Here is a 21,190-nt window from a genome sequence, read left to right as displayed (position 1 = left end):
CCCGGGATTTCCCGGAGGCGGCCGTTTCGCATGTCCTGCCGGCGGCGGCTACGTGTCGGAGCCGACCAGCTCCGGTTCCTCGTCCGCGCCCTGGCGCCGGTTGCGCAGGATCGACGAGCCGAGCGCGAGGCCGATGAAGGCGACGCCGATCAGGCCGGTGACGATCTCCGGGATGTGGTACTTGATGCCGACCAGCAGGATCACGGACAGCGCGCCGATCGCGTAGTGCGCGCCGTGCTCCAGGTAGACGTAGTCGTCCAGGGTGCCCTTGCGGACCAGGAAGACGGTCAGCGAGCGGATGTACATCGCGCCGATGCCGAGGCCCAGGGTGATCTGGAAGATGTCGCTGGAGATGGCGAACGCGCCGACCACGCCGTCGAAGGAGAACGACGCGTCCAGGACCTCCAGGTAGAGGAACAGGAAGAACGCGGCCTTGCCGGCGACCTGGACGACCGATTTGCCGGACTTCTCCGCCTCCTCCTCGCGCTCGGACTCCTCTTCCAGGCCGGACTCGAAGATCGAGGACAGGCCGCCGACGACGAGGTAGGTGACCAGGCCGAGGACACCGGCGAGCAGAACGGTTTCGGCGTGCTCCCCGGCGAAGAAGTTGGAGGCCAGCAGCAGGGCGACCAGGGCGACGACGGTGGAGAAGGCCTCCAGCTTGCCGACCTTCTCCAGCGGGCGCTCGATCCAGGACAGCCAGTTGTAGTCCTTCTCCTCGAACACGAAGTCCAGGAAGATCATGAGCAGGAAGACGCCACCGAAGGCGGCGATCGCCGGGTTGGCCGCCTCCAGGTACTGGCCGTAGGTCAGGCCGTCGTAGGTCTTGTCGGAGTGCAGCGCGAGGTCGATGACCGTCGCGGGGTTGAGCTTCGCGGTGAGTCCGACGACCAGCAGCGGAAAGACCAGGCGCATGCCGAAGACGGCGATCAGCACGCCGACGGTCAGGAAGATCTTCTGCCAGTACGGGTTCATCCGCTTCAACACCGTGGCATTGACCACCGCGTTGTCGAACGACAGGGAGATCTCCAGGATGGAGAGGATCAGCACGATGCCGAAGCCTTGGGCTCCCCAGAGCAGTCCGGCCGCAGCCAGGCCGATGGCGGTGATCGCGAACGACCAGCCGAATGTGCGGAGGAACACGGGAGTTGGCTACCTTTCGGGTTCTGGCCGTGCCGGGGGCGGCCTCGTCCCCGAGACGCCCTGACCGGGCCGGGCCCGGTCAGGTCACCCCCGCACTGCCCTCAGTTCTCATGATCGGGTCGGGTGCGATGGTCCGATTTCCGCCCCTACTGTACGTTCACGCCGAAGTCGAGTGCGATGCCGCGCAGGCCGGAGGCGTACCCCTGGCCCACCGCGCGGAACTTCCACTCGCCCGCGTAGCGGTACAGCTCGCCGAAGATCATCGCGGTCTCGTTGGACGCGTCCTCGGACAGGTCGTAGCGGGCGATCTCCTGGCCGTCGACCGAGTTGACGACCCGGATGTAGGCGTTGCGGACCTGCCCGAAGTTCTGCAGGCGCGCCTCGGCCTCGTAGATCGAGACCGCGAAGACCACCTTCTCCGCCTGCGCCGGGACGAGGTCCAGGTTGACCAGGACCACCTCGTCGTCACCCGTGTCGTCGCCGCCGGTGAGGTTGTCTCCCTGGTGCTCCACCGAGCCCTCGGGGCTCTTGAGGTTGTTGTAGAAGACGAAGTACTCGTCACCGAGCACGCGTCCGCCACCGCAGAGCAGGGCACTCGCGTCGAGGTCGAACGGGGCGCCCGTGGTCGAACGGGCGGACCAGCCGAGGCCGATCTGGACCTGCGTCAGGTTCGGCGCGGCCTTGGTGAGCGAGACGTTGCCGCCCTTGGCGAGCGTGACCACCATGACGTTGTTCCTCCCTTGTTTCTCCCGGGGCGCCTTCCAGGTGTATCCCCCGCGGCCCCGGCCGACCGGCTTTGGTCGGCTGAACTTCCTGAACTCACATCCTCGCAGCGTGGCGGGCCACCGCGGCACCGGGTCGGACGAACTCCCGACCGGCCCGCGCCCGCCCGCGCGAACGGCGCCCCGAACCGCCGCGCGAACCACCACACGAACCGCCGCGCGAACGGCCGTACGAGAGGCCGCACGGGAAGCCACGCGAACGGCCGGCACGAAACGGGGCGGCCCGGACCTCCGCGGGTCCGGGCCGCCCCGGGTGAAGCGCGCCGCCGGGCGCCGACGAGGACTCAGACGTTGACGCCGAAGTCCTGGGCGATGCCGCGCAGGCCGGAGGCGTAGCCCTGGCCGATGGCGCGGAACTTCCACTCGGCGCCGTTGCGGTACAGCTCGCCGAAGACCATCGCGGTCTCGGTGGAGGCGTCCTCGGAGAGGTCGTAGCGGGCCAGCTCCGTGCTGTCGGCCTGGTTCACCACGCGGATGAAGGCGTTGCGCACCTGGCCGAAGCTCTGGCCGCGGTTCTCGGCGTCGTAGATCGACACCGGGAAGACGATCTTCTCCACGTCCGCCGGGACGCCGGCCAGGTTGACCTTGATCGCCTCGTCGTCGCCCTCGCCCTCACCGGTGCGGTTGTCGCCGGTGTGCTCGACCGAGCCGTCCGCGCTCTTCAGGTTGTTGAAGAACACGAAGTTGCCGTCCGAGGCGACCTTGCCCTGGGCGTTGCAGAGCAGTGCGCTGGCGTCCAGGTCGAAGTCCGTCCCGGTGGTGGTCCGGACGTCCCAGCCCAGGCCGACGACCACGGCCGTGAGCCCGGGGGCCTCCTTGGTGAGCGAGACGTTGCCGCCCTTGCTGAGGCTGACTCCCACGTGTCCTCCAAGAATCGGGAGGCACGCCCTGTGGTGCCCCCGGTGGTGCGGTCCGGGGCTCCGGGAGCGCACCTGCTCCCGCACCCCACTCCGCCAACGGCCCGAGCGTAGTACGCGGTTCCCGTCGGCAGCGCGGTTCCGCTCGGACACGACCGTCGGACACGGCCGTCGGGCACCCGAGCGGCGGGGGCGGGGGCTCAGAGCGCGGCGGGGGCGGCTCAGAGCGCGGCGAGGGCCTTCAGGTACTCCTGCTCGTCCCGGGCGTCCGGGAGGCCGTTGACGACGCTCCAGCGCACCGTGCCGGCCTTGTCGATCACGAAGGTGCCGCGCAGGGGGCAGCCGCGCTCCTCGTCGAGGACGCCGTACGCCCGGGTGACCTCGCCGTGCGGCCAGAAGTCGGCGAGCAGCGGGAACTCCAGGCCCTCGCGGTCGGCGAGGACGCGCTGGGAGAACTGCGAGTCGCAGGAGAGGCCGAGCACCTGGACGTCGTCGTTCTGCAGCCCGGCGAGTTCGCGCTGGATCGCGCCCAGCTCGCCGGTGCAGACGCCGGTGAAAGCGAACGGGTAGAAGACCAGCACGACGTTCTTCTCGCCGCGGAATTCGGCGAGCCGGACCGTCTCCCCGTGCTGGTTGTTGAGCTCGAAGTCCGGAGCCCGGGTGCCGACCTCGATGGCCATGGACGGGACCTTTCTGACGCGCGACCGCGCCGCGCGGCGGGCGCGGCAGGCCACATCCTGCCATTCGTCGACGCACGTTCGGCCGAACGGATGACGCGGGGCCGCCCGGCGCCCGTCTCCTTTCGCCCTGGGCGAACGCGCCACCACCCCTCGGCCGGGTTCCGGAGAGTCCTCTCCGGGCCCCCGGGCCGCCGCCCCCAGGCCGCCTCCGGACGCCGAAGAGCACGAAAAGGCGCCGGGCCCCGTCGGAGCGTGACTCCGAGGGGGCCCGGCGCGGGGCTTCAGAACCCGTTCAGCGCTTGCCGCCCGGCTTCGCCGTGGACTTGGTCGCGAGCCGGGTGGCCGCCCAGTCCTTGGCGATGTTGATCGAGCTGGTCTGGGAGAGGCCGGCGGTCTTGGCCGCGTCATTGATCTCGGAGGCCTCGACGTGGCCGTCCCGCCCGGTCTTGGGCGTCATCAGCCAGATGATGCCGCCCTCGGCCAGGTACTCCAGGGCGTCGACGAGGGCATCGGTGAGATCCCCGTCCTCGTCGCGGTGCCAGAGCAGGACGGCGTCGGCGACGTCGTCGTAGTCCTCGTCGACGAGATCCGTCCCGGTGAGCTCCTCAATGCCTTCGCGGAGCTCCTGGTCAGTGTCGTCGTCGTACCCCAGCTCCTGGATGATCTGGCCCTCTTCGAAGCCGAGACGGGTCGCCGGGTTGGACTTGTCCGCGGGGTCCGCGGTCGCGCTCACGGGAATAACCTCCAGTATTCGGCTCGGCATCCATGCCAAGGCTGTGGCCGTAGTCCACACGGGCGCGGCGGTTCGCGCAAGTACCCGACCCCCGATCCCCTCCAAAGGTTGACGCGCCACACCGGAACACGCCGTTCCGACGTGTCGGGAATCACACCGATTTGCCCTTCTCTGCATAGGACAACGATGCTTCGGGTGGTCCCGGCCCACAGGCCGTACGTGTGCCCGAGATGCGAACGGCATTCGGGGTCCGCGCGTGCGCGGGCGTAGAGTCTCCTGTTGGCCCTCACCCCGGCCGCCCGCCATCGGGCGGACGGGACACCAGGTCGGACCACCTCTTTTCGTAACACCCGGGGGTGTACGGAGCGGACGGACACGCCCGCGCCACGCACCACCAGACCGGCCCGCCCACCAGGCGGAACGGTTACCGATCGGTAGAGATGACGGATCTCCGAGCGCGGTAGCACGATGGAGGCGGCGCGACACACCTCAGTTTCGACCGACAGTGAAGGAACAGCGTGGCTTCCGGATCCGATCGCAACCCGATCATCATTGGCGGCCTTCCGAGTCAGGTCCCGGACTTCGATCCCGAGGAGACCGCGGAATGGCTGGAGTCGCTCGATGCGGCCATCGACGAGCGGGGGCGTGAGCGTGCCCGTTACCTGATGCTGCGGCTGATCGAGCGCGCCCGCGAGAAGCGTGTCGCCGTGCCCGAGATGCGCAGCACGGACTACGTCAACACCATCGCCACCAAGGACGAGCCGTTCTTCCCCGGCAACGAGGAGATCGAGCGCAAGATCCTCAACGCGACGCGATGGAACGCGGCCGTCATGGTCTCCCGGGCGCAGCGCCCGGGCATCGGCGTCGGTGGGCACATCGCCACCTTCGCCTCCTCCGCGTCGCTCTACGACGTCGGCTTCAACTACTTCTTCCGCGGCAAGGACGCCGAGGGCGAGTCCGGCGACCAGATCTTCTTCCAGGGTCACGCCTCCCCCGGCATCTACGCCCGCGCCTTCCTCCTGGACCGACTGACCGAGCAGCAGCTCGACGCGTTCCGCCAGGAGAAGTCGAAGGCCCCGTACGGCCTGTCCAGCTACCCGCACCCGCGGCTGATGCCGGACTTCTGGGAGTTCCCGACCGTCTCGATGGGCCTCGGTCCGCTCGGCGCGATCTACCAGGCCCGGATGAACCGGTACCTGGAGCACCGCGGCATCAAGGACACCTCCGACTCGCAGGTCTACGCCTTCCTCGGCGACGGCGAGATGGACGAGCCCGAGTCGCTCGGCCAGCTGTCCCTGGCGGCCCGCGAGAGCCTGGACAACCTCACCTTCGTGGTGAACTGCAACCTGCAGCGCCTCGACGGCCCGGTCCGTGGCAACGGCAAGATCATCCAGGAGCTGGAGTCCCAGTTCCGGGGCGCCGGCTGGAACGTGATCAAGCTGGTCTGGGACCGCAGCTGGGACCCGCTGCTCGCGCAGGACCGCGACGGCGTGCTGGTCAACAAGCTGAACACCACGGTGGACGGCCAGTTCCAGACCTACGCCACCGAGACCGGCGAGTACATCCGCGAGCACTTCTTCGGCTCCGACCTGCGCCTGCGCAAGATGGTCGAGAGCATGACCGACCAGCAGATCCAGCACCTGGGTCGCGGCGGCCACGACCACAAGAAGATCTACGCGGCGTTCAAGGCGGCCCGCGAGCACAAGGGCCAGCCGACGGTCATCCTGGCCCAGACGGTCAAGGGCTGGACGCTGGGCCCCAACTTCGAGGGCCGCAACGCCACCCACCAGATGAAGAAGCTGACGGTCGAGGACCTGAAGCGCTTCCGCGACCGGCTGCACCTGCCGATCACCGACAAGCAGCTCGACGAGGGCTACCCGCCCTACTACCACCCGGGCCGCGACTCGGAAGAGATCCAGTACATGCACGACCGCCGGCAGGAGCTCGGCGGCTACGTGCCGACCCGCAAGGTGCGCCCGCGCAAGCTGGAGCTGCCCGGCGACGACGCGTACAAGGCGGTCAAGAAGGGGTCCGGCAACCAGACCATCGCCACCACCATGGCGTTCGTCCGGGTGCTCAAGGACCTCATGCGGGACAAGGGCATCGGCAACCGCTTCGTGCCGATCGCGCCGGACGAGTACCGCACCTTCGGCATGGACTCGCTCTTCCCGTCGGCGAAGATCTACAACCCGCTCGGCCAGACCTACGAGTCGGTCGACCGGGACCTGCTCCTCGCCTACAAGGAGTCGCCGACCGGCCAGATGCTGCACGACGGCATCTCCGAGGCGGGCTGCACCGCCTCGCTGATCGCCGCCGGCTCCTCCTACGCCACCCACGGCGAGCCGCTGATCCCGGTGTACGTCTTCTACTCGATGTTCGGGTTCCAGCGCACCGGCGACCAGTTCTGGCAGATGGCCGACCAGCTGGCCCGCGGCTTCGTGATCGGCGCCACCGCCGGCCGCACCACCCTGACCGGTGAGGGCCTGCAGCACGCCGACGGCCACTCGCACCTGCTGGCCTCGACCAACCCGGGCGTCGTCGCGTACGACCCGGCGTACGGCTTCGAGATCGCGCACATCGTCCAGGACGGTCTGCGCCGGATGTACGGCTCCAGCGCCGAGCACCCGAACGGCGAGGACGTCTTCTACTACCTCACCGTGTACAACGAGCCGATCAAGATGCCGGCCGAGCCCGAGAACGTGGACGTCGAGGGCATCCTCAAGGGTCTGCACAAGTACGCTCCGGGCACCGCCGGCCAGATCCCGGCCCAGATCCTCGCCTCCGGCGTGGCCGTGCCGTGGGCCCTGGAGGCCCAGCGCATCCTCGCCGAGGAGTGGAACGTCAAGGCCGACGTCTGGTCCGCGACCTCCTGGAACGAGCTGCGTCGCGACGCGGTGGAGGCCGAGGAGTTCAACCTGCTGCACCCCGAGGAGCAGCAGCGCGTGCCGTACGTCACCCAGAAGCTCCAGGGCGCCGAGGGCCCCGTCGTCGCGGTGTCCGACTGGATGCGCGCGGTGCCGGACCAGATCTCCCGCTGGGTGCCCGGCCAGTACCAGTCGCTGGGCGCCGACGGCTTCGGCTTCGCCGACACCCGTGGCGCGGCCCGTCGCTTCTTCCACATCGACGCGCAGTCGGTCGTCCTGGGGGTGCTCACCGAGCTCGCCAAGCAGGGCAAGATCGACCGCTCGGCGCTGAAGGACGCGATCGACCGCTACCAGCTGCTGGACGTCACCGCGGCCGACCCGGGCGCCGCCGGCGGCGACGCCTGATCACCCGCTGGGCACTGAAGGGCCGGACTCCCCCGGAGTCCGGCCCTTCGTCGTCCGGTTCGCCGCTGGTCGCCCTCACCCGCGCGTGAGGAGCGCCCACGACGTGCGCCGCCGGACACCACGACGGCCCCGGACTCCGCCGAGTCCGGGGCCGTCGCGTACGGGCGCGCGTCAGATGTGCACGGCGGGGCCCGCGTCGGTGGTGCCGCGGCGGGTGAGCAGGCCGAGCACGGCGGCGGTGAAGGCCACCACGGAGGCGACCGCGAAGGCGAGCGACATTCCGCTGACGAAGGATTCGTGGACGGCCCCGGCCATCGCGTCCACCGCCTGCTGCGGGGTGCCGGGCGGGGCCGGCGGGGCGATGCCGAGCTGGGCGGCCTGCTTGAGGCCGTCGGCCTGCGGGCCCTCGACCGGCGGCAGGCCGGCCTTGGCCCAGTTGCCGGGCAGTACGTCGCCGACCTTGGCGGCCATCAGCGCGCCCAGTACCGCGGTGCCGAGGCTGCCGCCGACCTGCATCGCGGACTGCTGGAGGCCGCCGGCCACGCCGGACAGCTCCAGCGGGGCGTTGCCGACGATCACCTCGGTGGCGCCGACCATGACCGGGCTGATGCCGAGGCCCATCAGGACGAACCAGAGCGACATCACACCGGTGCCGGAGCCGGTGTCCAGGGTGGACATCCCGAACATCGCGGTGGTGGTGATCAGCATGCCGGCCACGATCGGGATCCGCGGGCCGAGCTTGCCGATCGCGATGCCGGCCACCGGCGAGCCGACGATCATCATGCCGGTCATCGGCAGCAGGTGGACGCCGGCCTCGACCGGCTTCATCCCGTGCACGTTCTGCAAGTAGAAGGTCACGAAGAAGATCGCGCCGAAGAACGCGAAGGCCATCAGCGCCATCAGCAGGACGCCCGCCGACAGCGGCACCGAGCGGAACAGGCTGAGCGGGATCAGCGGCTCGCGCGCCTTGCCCTGCCAGAACGCGAAGAGCGCCATCAGCACCACCGCGCCGCCCAGGAACAGCAGCGTCCTCGTGTCGCCCCAGCCCCACTCGGGGGCCTTGATGATGCCGAAGACCAGCGCGAACATCCCCACCGACAGCAGCACGATGCCGGGCACGTCGAAGGACTTGGCGGCGTTCTCGGCCCGCACGTCCTTGAGGACCCACAGGCCGAGCGCCAGCGCGATCAGACCGACCGGGATGTTGATGAAGAACACCGACTCCCAGCTGACGTGCTCGACCAGCAGGCCGCCGACGATCGGGCCGGCCGCGGTGGAGGCGCCGATCACGCCGCCCCAGATGCCGATCGCCATGTTGAGCTTCTCGGCCGGGAAGGCCCCGCGCAGCAGGCCGAGCGCGGCCGGCTGGAGCAGCGCGCCGAACAGGCCCTGGAGCACCCGGAAGGCGATCACGGTCTGGATGTTGCCCGCGAAGCCGATCGCGGCCGAGGTGGCGGCGAAGCCGACGGCGCCGACCAGGAAGGTGGACTTGTGGCCGAAACGGTCGCCGATCTTGCCGGCGGTGATCAGGAAGACCGCCAGGGCGAGCAGGTAGCCGCTGGTGACCCACTGGATCTCGGAGGGCGCCGCGTGCAGCTTCTCCTGGATCACCGGGTTGGCGATGGCGACGATCGTGCCGTCCAGCGCGACCATCATGACGCCGACCGCGACGGTCAGCAGGGTCAGCCAGGGGTGCCCCTTGAGGCCGCCCCCGGGCGGTGGCAGCGGCGGGGCGTCCGCCTCGGAGTTCTTGACGACGGACTGGCTCATCTGGGCCCTCCGGGGGCGTGGCTCGTTCGGAACGTGGTCGTGGCGCCCCGGCCCACCCGTCCCCACAGGTGCCCCGGCCCGACGGGCGCCACTCGCCGCAGATTATGTCAGTCGCTGACATTCGGCAAACAGTGACTTCTGGCCATTACTGACATTTGTCAGAACGCTAAGGTTGTGCTCCCACCCGCCACACCAGAGCCCCGGAAGGCCCCCGCCATGGCCGCTCACACCCCCCGCCCCGCCGACACCCCGGAGGACCTCGGGCGGACGCCCGGGCTGCGTGAGCGAAAGAAGCAGCAGACCCGGTACGCCCTGGTCCAGGCCGCCCACATGCTCTTCCTCAGCCAGGGCTTCGCCCGCACCACCGTCGACGAGATCGCCTCCGCCGTCGACGTCTCCCAGCGCACCTTCTTCCGCTACTTCGCCAACAAGGACGAGGTCGCGCTCGCCGTCATGGCCGAAGCCGAGGACTACTTCATCGAGTGCCTGCGCCACCGCCCCGCCGAGGAGACCCCGCTGCAGGCCCTGCGCGCCTCGATCGTCAAGGCCTGGCGCGACCTCGGGAACGCCAAGGCCTCCGGCCCCGGCTCGATCACCAGCGCCCTCGAACTCATGCGGATGATCGAGGACGCGCCCACCCTGCTCGCCGCCCACCTGCGCCGGGTCACCGAGCAGGAGCGGATCGTCGTCCGGGTGCTCGCCGAACGCGAGGGGCTGGACCCGCGCGAGGACCTGCGCCCCACCGTGCTCGCCGCCGTCTTCGGCAGCGTGCTGCGCGCCGCCCACCTGTCCTGGACGGCCGACCGCGAACCCGACGGCCCGGAGGGCATGATCGCCCTGATCGAGAGCCACTTCGACCAGCTCGGCCCGGCCCTGGCCGGCCACTGGCGCACCCCCGCACAGCGCCCCGAGTAACGCCCGGGTAGCACCCCCGGGTCATACCGGGGTAGCACCCGACACCCCGGCAGCACCCGGAAGTTCGCGCTCCGGTGCGACGCCCCGGCGGGCCCCGGCCTCCTAGGCTGGCCCACGATGAAGAACCTCACCCCCGCCGACCTCCGCAGGTACGCCGGCCGCCTGCTGCGCTCCCTTCACCACCACCTCATCACCCCGACCGGCGGCCACACCCCGCTGCTCGGGGAGTCGCCCAGGTCCTGGCTGCGACGGCTGCCGTACGCCGTCGCCCTGATCCTGCTGTCCTCGCTGATCCCCTCCGGGATCGCCGTGCTGGTCGACTCCTACGGCCTGGTGCTGCCGGTGGCCGGCGCGCTCACCGTCGCCCAGACCGCGCCGCTGCTGCTCGCCATCACCCGGCCGCTGGCCGCCTGGTGGATCAGCGCCGCCACCCTCGTCGCCACCGCCACCATCTCCGCGCACTACGACCTGCACGGCGGTACCTGGCCGTGGACCGCGCCGATGATCCTCGCGTACCTCTTCCTGCTGATCGCCCTCGCACTGCGGGAGAGCCGGCCCACCCTGGTCGCGGTCTGGCTCGCCACCGTCCTGCTCACCGTGCTCACCACCGCGCTCGGCCTGCCCCGCTCCGGCGACGGCACCACCGTGCTGCTGATCGCGCTCAGCGGCGCCGTGCTGCTGCTCGGCTGGGCCGTCCGGGACCGCGCCGAGGCGCGCCGGCTGCTCACCGAGCAGGAGCACATCAGCGAGGTCGAACGCGAACGGCGCACCCTGCTGGAGGAACGCGCCCGGATCGCACGGGAGTTGCACGACGTGGTGGCCCACCACATGTCGGTGATCGCGGTGCAGGCCGCCAGCGCGCCGTACCGGATCCCCGAGATGCCGGCCGCGGCCGCCGAGGAGTTCACCGCGATCGCCGGCACCGCGCGCGAGTCGCTCACCGAGATGCGCCGGCTGCTGGGCGTGCTGCGCAGCGAGGAGTCCCGCGGGGAGAAGGCCCCGCAGCCCGGGGTCGGCCAACTCGCCCAGCTGGTCCAGACGGTGGGGCGGGCCGGGGTCCCGGCCGAGCTGGCGGTGGACCACGGGCTGGTGGAGACGGTGCCGCAGGCCGTCGGCCTCTCCGCGTACCGGATCGTCCAGGAGGCGCTCGCCAACGTGGTGCGGCACGCCCCCGGCGCGCAGACCTGGGTGTCGCTCTCCTCGGACGGCCCGGCACTGCTGGTGACCGTGGTCAACGCGCCCCCGCCGGAGCGCACCGAGTCGCTGGAGGCCTCGGTCGAGGGCACCGGGCACGGCCTGGTCGGAATGCGCGAACGCGTCCGGCTGGTCGATGGCAAGCTGGACACCGGCCCGCTGCCGGACGGCGGCTTCAAGGTGGCCGCCGTCCTGCCCCTCGGCACCTTCAGCACCCCTCGGGAGACCACCGCATGACCATCCGCGTGATCATCGTCGACGACCAGGCCATGGTCCGCGCGGGCTTCGCCGCCCTGCTGGGCGTCCAGAGCGACATCGACGTGGTGGGGGACGCGGCGGACGGCGCCCAGGCCCTGGAGGTCGTCGGCCGCACCCACCCGGACGTGGTGCTGATGGACGTCCGGATGCCCGTGATGGACGGCCTGGAAGCCGCCCGGCGGCTGCTCGACCCCGCCGTGCCGGGCGCGCACACACCCAAGGTGCTGATGCTGACCACCTTCGACGTGGACGACTACGTGTACGAGGCGCTGCGCGCCGGGGCCAGCGGCTTCCTGCTCAAGGACGCCCCGCCGGCCGACCTGATCGCCGCGGTCCGCGTGGTCGCGGCCGGCGAGGCACTGCTCGCCCCCTCGGTGACCCGCCGGCTGATCGAGGACTTCGCCCGCACCCGTCCGGCCAAGCGCCACGACCCCAAGGTGCGGCTCAACGGCCTGACCCCGCGCGAGACCGAGGTGCTGGAGCTGATCGCCCGCGGCCTGTCCAACCAGGAGATAGCCGCGAAGCTGGTGCTCGCCGAACAGACCGTGAAGACCCACATCGGGCGCATCCTCGCCAAGCTCGACCTGCGCGACCGCGCCCAGGCGGTGGTGCTGGCCTACGAGTCGGGCCTGGTGACCCCCGGTCAGTAGCGGCTGTTACTCCCCCGCTCGCTACGCGTCCGCTCGCCTCCGCTCGGAGCTGGCCTGATACCCCGGTAGCACCCGGGAGTTGGCCCCGCGGTGTGACGTCCGCGGGGCCGTCGCGTTCCTACCTTCCTCTCTGTCGCAAGCCGAACGGACGAGGGAGATCAGGGACATGCGCAAGTTTCGGGCCGGACGGGCGCTCGCCGCCGCCGCGGTGGCACTGGCAGCGGTGCTCGGCGCCGGCGGCTGGGCCGCCGACACCCAGACCCCCGTCACCGGCCCGCCGCCCGGCAGTGCCGCCTGGACGGCCGACACCTCGCTCGGCCTGCGGCTGCCCGACCCGGCCACCGCCGCCCCGGCCCAAGTCGCCGCCTTCTTCGCCGGGTTGGCGCCGAGCACGCAGGACGCGCTGGCCGTCCGGCACCCCCTGGTGGTCGGCAACCTGGACGGCGCCCCGGTCGCCCTCCGGTACCGCGCCAACGCCCTGGCCCTGGCCGCCGAACGCACCCGCGAACTCGCCCGGGCCGCCGACCCCGCCCTCGCCCCGCAGGACCACGAGGCCGCCCGCACCCGCGCCGAGCGCTACCGCACCCTGCTGGACGGCGGCCGGCAGATCCTCGCCTTCGACCCGCGCGGCCGCGGGCAGGTCGCCGAGGTGTACGGCGACCTCGCCGGCACCCGCCGCACCGCCGTGATCGTCCCCGGCTCGGACATCGACCTGTCCGGCTTCGACCGTGCCTCCGACCCGTACGGCACCCCCGCCGGCATGGCCCGCGCGCTGCACCAGGCCACCGACCGGCAGACCGCCGTGATCGCCTGGGCCGGCTACACCACCCCGGTCGGCCTCGGCCTGGACGCCGCCACCGAGGACCTCGCCCGGGTCGGCGCCACCCGCCTCACCCGACTGCTCGACGGACTCGCCGTCAGCACCAGCCCGCAGGCCCCCGCCACCGTGTTCTGCCACAGCTACGGCTCGGTGGTCTGCGGCCTGGCCCGCCCCACCCCCGCCCAGGCCTCCGGTGTGGTGGTGCTCGGCTCCCCCGGCATGGGCGTCGACTCGGCCGCCGACCTCGACCGGCGCGTCCCGCTCTGGGCCACCACGCGCAACGGCTCCGACTGGATCGGCGACGTGCCCAACGTCCGGCTGCTCGGCCTCGGCCACGGCGCCGACCCGACCGCGTCCGGCTTCGGCGCCCGCCCGCTGCCCGCCACCGGATCCCACGGCCACACCGGCTACTTCGCCCCCGGCACCGCCTCGCTCGCCGCCTACGCCGCCGTCGCCCTCGGCCGCGCCTGACCGCCCGCACCGGAAGGAGCACCACCATGGCCCACCCCCTCACCGCCCTGCGCCACGCCGCCCGCCGGGTCGACGCCAAGACCCCCGCCACCCGCGACCGCGCCCTGGACGGGCTGCGCGCCCTCGCCCTGCTCGCCGTGCCGGTCGGGCACTGGATGCTCGGCGGCTTCACCCGCTCCCCCGACGGCGCGCTGCACAACGCCAGCCCGCTCTCCTCGCTCGGCTTCTTCGCCCCGATCAGCTGGGGGCTCCAGATGCTCGGGGTGTTCTTCCTGGTCGGCGGCCACTCCTCGGTCCGTTCGCTGGACCGGGCCCGCGCCCGGGGCGAGTCGTACGGCGGCTGGCTGCGCGCCCGTACGGTCCGGCTGCTGCGCCCGGTGCTCGGGGTCACGGCCGTGTGGGCCCTGCTGCTCCCGCTGCTGCCCGCGCTCGGCGTCCCCGCCGACACCGTCCGCACCGGCGCGACACTGGTGGTGCAACCGCTCTGGTACATCGGGGTCTACCTGGGGCTGACCGCGCTGACCCCGCTCTGCGTGGCCGCCGGGCGCCGACTGGGCGGCTGGTCGGCGGGCCTGCTGGTGGCCTCGGTCGCCACGGTGGACCTGCTGCGGTACGGGCCGTGGGCGCAGGCGGTGCCGTCCTGGGTCGCGCTGCTGAACATCCTGCCGGGCTGGCTGTTCGGCTACCAGCTGGGCGTGCTCTGGGCGCAGGGCCGGCTGGGCCGCCCGGCGGCCCGGGTGCTGCTGCTCGGCGGCGGGGCGCTGTTCGCCGTCCTGCTGCTGGTGTTCCACTACCCGGCCAGCATGGTCGGCGTGCCCGGGGCCGAGCGCACCAACTCCCACCCGCCGTCCCTGCTGGTGCTCGCCCTGGCGGCGTTCCAGTGCGGCGCCGCGGTGCTGCTGCGGGAGCGGCTGGGCCGGCTGCTGACGCGCCGTCCGCTGCTGTGGCTGCCGGTGGTGGCGGTCAACCTGTCGGCGATGACGATCTTCTGCTGGCACCAGAGCGCGATGCTCGCGGTGGCGGTGCCCGGCGCGGCCGGCCTGGGCGCCGTGCCGGGCCTGACCACCGCGCCGGACTCGCTCGGCTGGGTGGCCGCCCGGCTGGCGCTGCTTCCGCTGTTCGGAGCCGTCCTGGTGGCGATCGGGTGGTTCACCCGACGGTTCGACGGGCCGTGGACGTCCTTCTCCCGGGCCGGGAAGGCGGCGGCCGGCGCCGCGGCGGCGCTGTTCGCGGCGTACGCGCTGGGCGTGGTGTGACCCTCCCGGGAGGCTGCGCCCGAGGGGATGCACCCGCATGCGAACCACCACGCGCCGTGATGTCCTGTGACGGTCGGCGACCATCGCAGGACCGCGCCCGCCCACGGCCCGTCCGTCCGCATTCGCCGCTCCTCCCCACCACCCCACGCTCCCGAGGAGTGCCATGTCCCTGTCCCCACCCCGTCCCCAGCCGCGGCGACGGGCCCGCCGACGGCTGCCGGGCACCGCCGTGGTCCTCGCGGTGACCGCCGGCACCCTGCTGGGCGCCGTCGCCCCGGCCGTCGCCCACGGCGGACCGGCCGCCCCCGGGGCGGACGGCCTCACCCCGCACGTCGACTCGCCCCGGGTGATGGCCGAGCTGCGGGAGGACGAGGTCGCGGCGCTCGGCCAGGAGCACGCCGAGGAGCACGCCCGGATGCGCGCCGCCGTCCGCGGCATCGGCGACTACCCGCAGACCACCCGCACCAACCGGTACAACGCGCTGACGGCCTCCCAGGCCGATCACAACAAGGCCTTCGACCCGGCAACTTTCGGCGCGTTCAACCAGTACTTCCCCTCCCCCGACTTCGGCGACCACGTCGCGCTGCTGCCGACCGGCAAGGTGCTGCTGTTCTCCTTCGAGCGGATCGAGACCAACCCGGAGAAGGAGCCCGCCCCCACCCAGACCATCGGCAAGGAGAACGCCGGCCGCGCCTTCCTCTGGGACCCGGCCAGGGGCACCGGCCCAAACGCCTTCAAGCAGGTCAACCCGCCGGTCTCGGACATGCCGGACGGCCTGGGCGAGCCCCGCCCGGTCCCGTTCTTCTGCTCCGGCCACTCGTTCCTGCCCAACGGGATGCTCGGCGTCTTCGGCGGCAACCTGGGCGGCAACGGCGGGACGGGCGCCAAGCTCTCGCTGGTCTTCGACCCGTGGACCGAGACCTGGACCCGCAACCCCGACATGTCGGTCGGCCGCTGGTACCCCTCGGTGGTGACCGGCGCCGACGGCCGCCAGCTGATCATGTCCGGCCAGTCCGAGCTCGGCTACGGCACCCCCACCCCGGTGGTCGAGCGCTTCCCCGCCAAGTCCTTCCCGGTGCCGGTGAAGAAGACCGACGTCCCCAAGGACACCCCGGTGGAGCGGTTCAAGGTGGACGCCCCGTTCAGCACCGACTACCCGCACCTGTTCTCGCTCAACGACGGCAGCGTCTACGGCTTCGGCCGCCAGCCCGGCGAGCAGTGGAAGTTCGACCCGGCCGCCGAGACCCGCACCGACCTGGCGGCCCGCCCGGACGGCCGCAGGCGCAACTACGGCTCCGCCGTCATGCTCCCCAACGGCGTCAACGGCCCGGACTCCGCGCTGGTCCTCGGCGGCGACCGGGACAACCCGAGCACGATGCGCTTCTCCAACGGCAGTTGGACCGCCGAGAAGTCCCGCGCCTTCGGCCGCACCCAGGACGACACCGTCCTGCTGCCCACCGGCCGGCTGCTGACCGTCAACGGCGCCTACGACATCCGCGACTACGGCAACGGCCCGTACAACCCCAACGCCGACCTCAAGTACCGCCAGATCGAGCTGCGCGACGACCAGGGCAACTGGCAGCTCGGCCCGGTCCAGCGACTGCCGCGCGGCTACCACTCCAACGCCGTCGTGCTGCCGGACGGACGCGTCCTGGTGACCGGCGACGAGCTCCAGCAGATGGCCAACAACACGGACATCAACGGCACGGTCAGCGGCATCCCGGGCACTTCCGGGCCGGTCACCATGAACGGCACCATCGAGATCTACGAGCCGTCCTACCTGCACCAGGGTGACCGGCCCGCGCTGGCCAACCCGCCCACCACACCGGTCGGTTACGACAAGAGGTTCACCGTCACCAGCACCACCCCGGGCCTCGCCACCAAGGCCGTCCTGCTGGCGCCGACCACCTCCACCCACTCGGTCAACACCAGCCAGCGCCACATCGACCTGCGGCTCACCGGCCGGGCCGGCAACCGGCTGGAGTTCCAGGCCCCGCCGGACGCCAAGGCCGCCCCGCCCGGCTGGTACATGCTCTTCCTGCTCAGCGACAAGGGCGTGCCCAGCGTCGCTCAGTGGGTCCAGCTCAGTTCCTCGGCCTGATCCCCCACCCCACCCCAGAAAAGGACCTCCCATGGCAACGGATCTGAGCCTGCGCGACAGCGACGAGATCCAGGGCGACATCCTCGCCGGATTCAAGAAGGACAACGTCAGCCTCCTGTTCCTCAAGTTCGAGGACGCCGCCCGGGCCCGCGACTGGCTCCGCAAGCTGACCCCGCAGATCTCCACCACCCGCCAGGTCGCCCAGTTCAACGAGGCGTTCAGCGACGCCAGACAGGCCTCCGGCGGCGACGACCCCAAGTCGCTGACCGCCACCTGGCTCGGCATCAGCTTCACCTACGAGGGCCTGCGTATGCTCTCCGCCACCGACCCGTTCGCGACCGCCCCGCCGGTCGGCAGCGGCCTGGAGGCCTTCAAGGAGGGCTCGGCCAAACGGGCCGGCGCGCTCGGCGACACCGGCGACAACTCCCCGGAGAACTGGCTCTTCGGCAACGGCCGGACCCAGTCGGTCCACGCCGTGCTGAAGATCTCCGCGGACACCGAGCGGGATCTCCAGGCGGCCGTCGAGGCGCAGCGGATCGCCGCCGCCGAGTGCCGGGTCCTGATCGCCTACCAGCAGAACGCCCAGACCCTGCTGGGCAGCCGCCGCGGCAAGGAGCACTTCGGCTTCAAGGACGGCATCAGCGAGCCCGGCATCAAGGGCTTCGACCGGCCGAACCCGGCCAGGCCGGACGAGGTCGACGGCCACCCGGGCACCCGGCTCATCCCGGCCGGCGAGTTCGTCTGCGGCCTGGAGAACGACCAGTTCAGCTTCCCCAAGGACCAGTACCCCGTGTGGGCGCGCAACGGCTCCTTCCAGGTGGTCCGCCGGCTCGCCCAGGACGTCCCCGGCTGGTGGTCACAGGTCGCGGTGAAGCTGAGGGAGCTCAAGCAGGCCAAGGCCGTCCCGGACACCGCCACCACCGAGTGGCTGGCCGCCCGGATGGTCGGCCGGTGGCGCTCCGGCGCCCCGGTCTGCAAGCACCAGCTCAACGACGTCCCGAACAACCCGAGCGCCGCCTCGGACAACGACTTCGACTTCCGGGACGACCCGGAGGGCCTGGTCACCCCGCTCTGGTCGCACCTGCGCAAGACCGAGCCGCGGGCCGGCCTGCAGGAGAGCCCGGACAAGGACCCGTTCCCCGCCAAGGACCTCAACGGCCGACGGATCATGCGCCGCGGCACCCCGTACGGCGCCCCGTTCGACCCGGCCTCGGAAGGCCCGGGCGGCCCCGACGACCCGCGCGGCCTGCTGTTCATCTGCTACCAGGCGGACATCCAGCGGCAGTTCGAGTTCATCCAGGCCGACTGGATGGACCAGCCGAACTTCCCGCCGAACCGGGACAGCGGCGGGAGCGTCCCGCCCGGGCACGCCAACCCCAGGCCGGTACCCGGCAAGGACCCGGTCACCCAGGAGGCCCCCGACGTCGACTTCGAGAGCCGGGACGCGAGCGGCCTGATCACGCACACCCCGGTGAGCTTCCGGCAGTTCGTCCAGACCACCGGCTCGGTGTACGCCTTCATGCCCTCCCTGAGCATCCTGCGCGGGCTCTGCGAGGGCCGGCTCACCCCGGTCGGCGGCCAGGGCACCACCACGCAGCCGGGCGGCAACGGCCAGGGCACCACCACGCAGCCCGGCACCGGCGGACAGCCGCAGCCCAAGCCGCAGCCGGTGAAGGCGTACCCGTGCGACGAGTTCATCGGCGTCCCGGACCAGTTCCGCCGAGGCGGGCAGAGCCAGTACTGGGCGTTCCACGGCGACCGCTGCCGGCTGATCTCGGTGGCCGACGGATCCGCCCACACCGACCGCAAGGTCGAGGACGACACCTGGCTGACCACCTGGTCCTGTCTGCAGGGCGTCGGCCGGGTCGACTGCGTCCTGCCCGTACCGGACCAGCAGGACCCGGCCGGCAAGAGCTGGTACTGGGTCTTCCACAGCACCGCCGGGCGCCAGCAGTACCGGCTGGTCTCCATCACCTGCGGCGGAGGCCGGTACACCACGGCGCTCGAACGCTCCGACCGCGACCTCACCCTCTGGGGCTCGCTCAGCGGCGTCGGCCAGGTGGACTGCTGGCTGCCCGTCCCGGACCAGCAGCGGGTCGGCGGCAAGAGCTGGTACTGGTGTTTCCACACCACCGCCGGGCGCCAGCAGTACCGGCTGATCTCGATCGCCGACGGCTCCTCGCACACCGACGTGCGCGAGCGCACCGACCGCGAACTCTCCCAGTGGGGCTCGCTGAGCGGCCTGGACCGGGTGGACTGCTTCCTGCCCGTCCCGGACCAGCAGCGGGTCGGCGGGAACAGCGAGTACTGGGTGTTCAGCGGCCAGAAGTACCGCAGGATCTCGATCTCCGACGGCAGCGGCCACCCGGACCGGCTGGTCTCCGCCGACCGCTCCTGCGACGGCTGGTCCTCGCTCTCCTGACCGGGCCCGCCTGACCGGGCAGACCTGGCACCAACGCGCCCCCGGTGCGCCATCGCGCGCGCCGGGGGCGCGTTGTCAGCGCCCTGCTCTAACCTGCCGCCATGGTGACGTTCGATGAGTTCCGCGCGATGGCGCTGGCCCTGCCGGAGACCGCCCAGGAGCCGACCTGGGACATCGAGACGCTGCGGGTCCGCGGCCGGATCTTCACGATGGGCTCGCCCGACGGCGACCGGGTCACCGTCAAGGCCTCCCCCGAGGACCAGGCCGAGCTGCTCGCCGCCGAGCCCGAGGTGTTCTCCTCCGCCCCCTACGTCGGGCGGCACGGCTGGGTGAGCGTCCGGCTGGACCTGGTGGACCCGGACGAACTGCGCGACCTGGTCACCGAGGCCTGGCGGCGGACGGCGCCGAAGCGGCTGGTCCGGGAGTTCGACGCCTGAGCGAACGGCCCTGCGGGTCACGGCCCGCACCACGGGGAGACGTCGGCAGGACACCCCCGGTCCATGTGATCCATCCCACAGTTTAGGCACGCCCGCCACCCCGTCGGGCCCCCTAGGCTTGCGCAGGGAATCAGCAGTTCTAATGCACCCTCCGGGCACCGCCCGCGAAACGGTGACGGGCCCCAAGGGAGTTGGTGCGGTGCGCAACCGTCGACGCTGGAAGCGTGTACTGATCGGGGCGTTCGCGGGTTGCGCCGTGCTCGCCGACGCCGGCGCCTCGGCGGCCGCGGCCGCGGTCTCCTCCGAGCAGCTGGCGATCTCCACGCCCCCGGCCGGCAGCGCCGCCTGGATCCAGGACCACTCCTTCGGCCGCACCCTGCCCGACCCGGCCACCACCTCCCCGGCCGCCGCCGCCGAGTTCTTCGCCTCGCTCGCGCCCACCGAGCTGGACCGACTGATCCGGGACTACCCGCTGGTCGTCGGCAACTACGACGGCGCCCCGCTGGACCTGCGCTACCGCGCCAACCGGATCGCCCTGGCCGTCGAACGCGACACGGCCCGGGCCCGCGCCGAGGACCACAGGCTCGACTCCGACACCCGCGCGCTGGCCGTCTCCCGCGCCAACGACGTCGAGCACCTGCTCGCCCCCGGCCGACAGATCCTGGCCTTCGACCCGCGCGGCCGCGGCCTGGTCACCGAGGTGTGGGGCGACCTCGCCGACGCCGAGCGGATCTCCGTCCTCGTCCCGGGCTCGGACGCCGACCTCGGCCACTTCGACCAGACCGCCGAGCCGCTGCGCTCCCCGGCCGGCATGGCCCGCGCCCTCTACGCCGAGGAGCAGCGCCAGGCCCCGGGCACCCGGACCGCCGTGGTCTCCTGGACCGGCTACGTCACCCCCTCCGGCCTCGGCCCGGACGCGGCCACCTCCCGGCTCGCCGACGTCGCCGCGCCCCGGCTGGAGCGACTGCTCGCCGGCCTCAAGGAGACGACCCGGCCGGACGCGCCCCCGTCGCTGCTCTGCCACTCGTACGGCTCGGTGGTCTGCGGCACCGCCGCCCCGAAGATCCTCCGCGCGGCCGCCTCGCCGTCCGACACCTCGGGCATCACCGACATGGTGGTGTTCGGCTCCCCCGGCATGGGCGTGCAGAACGCCGCCGAGCTGGGCGGTGGCGTGCACGTCTGGGCCGCCCGCAACCCCGGTGACTGGATCGGCAACGTCCCGTTCCTGGAGGTCGGCAAGCTCGGCCACGGCGCCGACCCGACCGGTGGCGGCTTCGGCGCCGAGCAGATCTCCTCGGCCCGCGCGGTCGGCCACACCGGCTACCTCACCGACGGCACCGACAGCCTGCACAACTTCGCGGCGATCTCGCTCGGCCACTACCGGGACGTGGTCCGGACCGAGCCCAACTCCTGACGGCCCGACTCCCGCCCG

The 21,190-nt window shown here is 71.9% G+C and carries 16 protein-coding genes; 10 read left to right on the top strand and 6 right to left on the bottom strand.

The window, feature by feature from the left end; all coding sequences use genetic code 11:
- Positions 1-48: 48 nt before the first annotated feature.
- The 5 genes from ACZ52J_RS19550 to ACZ52J_RS19530 form a co-directional block, all read right to left on the bottom strand.
- A complete protein-coding gene (locus tag ACZ52J_RS19550; protein WP_360492937.1) occupies positions 49-1,143 on the bottom strand; it encodes a DUF475 domain-containing protein in 1,095 nt (364 codons plus the stop codon).
- A gap of 146 nt (positions 1,144-1,289) precedes the next feature.
- Positions 1,290-1,868, bottom strand: a complete 579-nt coding sequence (locus tag ACZ52J_RS19545) for a TerD family protein (RefSeq protein WP_360492940.1) — start codon at positions 1,866-1,868, stop codon at positions 1,290-1,292.
- 341 nt (positions 1,869-2,209) lie between these two features.
- Positions 2,210-2,785, bottom strand: a complete 576-nt coding sequence (locus tag ACZ52J_RS19540) for a TerD family protein (RefSeq protein WP_465620266.1) — start codon at positions 2,783-2,785, stop codon at positions 2,210-2,212.
- A 218-nt stretch (positions 2,786-3,003) separates the two neighbouring features.
- A complete protein-coding gene (locus ACZ52J_RS19535; protein ID WP_465620264.1) occupies positions 3,004-3,462 on the bottom strand; it encodes a peroxiredoxin in 459 nt (152 codons plus the stop codon).
- Positions 3,463-3,754: 292 nt separating this feature from the next.
- On the bottom strand, positions 3,755-4,195 hold the full coding sequence (locus ACZ52J_RS19530) for a DUF3052 domain-containing protein (protein WP_360492949.1): 441 nt from the start codon (positions 4,193-4,195) through the stop codon (positions 3,755-3,757).
- Between the two features lie 518 nt (positions 4,196-4,713).
- On the opposite strand from ACZ52J_RS19530, the gene aceE reads away from it, so the two are divergent.
- Positions 4,714-7,464, top strand: coding sequence for a pyruvate dehydrogenase (acetyl-transferring), homodimeric type (aceE, locus tag ACZ52J_RS19525; protein WP_465620262.1), 2,751 nt, complete (start codon positions 4,714-4,716; stop codon positions 7,462-7,464).
- Positions 7,465-7,635: 171 nt separating this feature from the next.
- Here the strand turns inward: aceE and ACZ52J_RS19520 are convergent, their stop codons facing one another.
- Positions 7,636-9,234, bottom strand: coding sequence for an MFS transporter (locus tag ACZ52J_RS19520; protein WP_465620260.1), 1,599 nt, complete (start codon positions 9,232-9,234; stop codon positions 7,636-7,638).
- A 216-nt stretch (positions 9,235-9,450) separates the two neighbouring features.
- On the opposite strand from ACZ52J_RS19520, the gene ACZ52J_RS19515 reads away from it, so the two are divergent.
- The 9 genes from ACZ52J_RS19515 to ACZ52J_RS19475 all read left to right on the top strand — a co-directional run bounded on the left by ACZ52J_RS19515 (position 9,451) and on the right by ACZ52J_RS19475 (position 21,172).
- The gene (locus tag ACZ52J_RS19515; RefSeq protein ID WP_465620258.1) at positions 9,451-10,149 is read left to right on the top strand and encodes a TetR/AcrR family transcriptional regulator; all 699 of its coding nucleotides are present in this window, start codon (positions 9,451-9,453) and stop codon (positions 10,147-10,149) included.
- 117 nt (positions 10,150-10,266) lie between these two features.
- Positions 10,267-11,580, top strand: a complete 1,314-nt coding sequence (locus ACZ52J_RS19510; protein ID WP_465620256.1) for a histidine kinase — start codon at positions 10,267-10,269, stop codon at positions 11,578-11,580.
- Positions 11,577-12,251, top strand: coding sequence for a response regulator transcription factor (locus ACZ52J_RS19505; RefSeq protein WP_360492963.1), 675 nt, complete (start codon positions 11,577-11,579; stop codon positions 12,249-12,251). Before ACZ52J_RS19510 ends, ACZ52J_RS19505 begins: the two co-directional genes overlap by 4 nt.
- A 166-nt stretch (positions 12,252-12,417) precedes the next feature.
- On the top strand, positions 12,418-13,542 hold the full coding sequence (locus ACZ52J_RS19500) for an alpha/beta hydrolase (RefSeq protein ID WP_465620254.1): 1,125 nt from the start codon (positions 12,418-12,420) through the stop codon (positions 13,540-13,542).
- A gap of 26 nt (positions 13,543-13,568) precedes the next feature.
- Positions 13,569-14,798: an acyltransferase family protein gene (locus ACZ52J_RS19495; RefSeq protein ID WP_465620252.1), complete on the top strand. Its 1,230-nt coding sequence runs from the start codon at positions 13,569-13,571 to the stop codon at positions 14,796-14,798.
- 163 nt (positions 14,799-14,961) lie between these two features.
- Complete coding sequence (locus ACZ52J_RS19490) at positions 14,962-16,899, top strand: galactose oxidase-like domain-containing protein (RefSeq protein ID WP_465620250.1); 1,938 nt, start codon at positions 14,962-14,964, stop codon at positions 16,897-16,899.
- Between the two features lie 31 nt (positions 16,900-16,930).
- Complete coding sequence (locus ACZ52J_RS19485) at positions 16,931-19,321, top strand: Dyp-type peroxidase (protein ID WP_465620248.1); 2,391 nt, start codon at positions 16,931-16,933, stop codon at positions 19,319-19,321.
- Between the two features lie 101 nt (positions 19,322-19,422).
- Positions 19,423-19,758, top strand: coding sequence for an MmcQ/YjbR family DNA-binding protein (locus ACZ52J_RS19480; protein WP_465620247.1), 336 nt, complete (start codon positions 19,423-19,425; stop codon positions 19,756-19,758).
- A gap of 199 nt (positions 19,759-19,957) precedes the next feature.
- A complete protein-coding gene (locus tag ACZ52J_RS19475; protein ID WP_465620246.1) occupies positions 19,958-21,172 on the top strand; it encodes an alpha/beta hydrolase in 1,215 nt (404 codons plus the stop codon).
- Positions 21,173-21,190 lie beyond the last annotated feature (18 nt).

This window comes from Kitasatospora sp. NPDC034035 (assembly GCF_055575755.1).
This window is presented reverse-complemented; position numbering and strand designations above follow the sequence as displayed.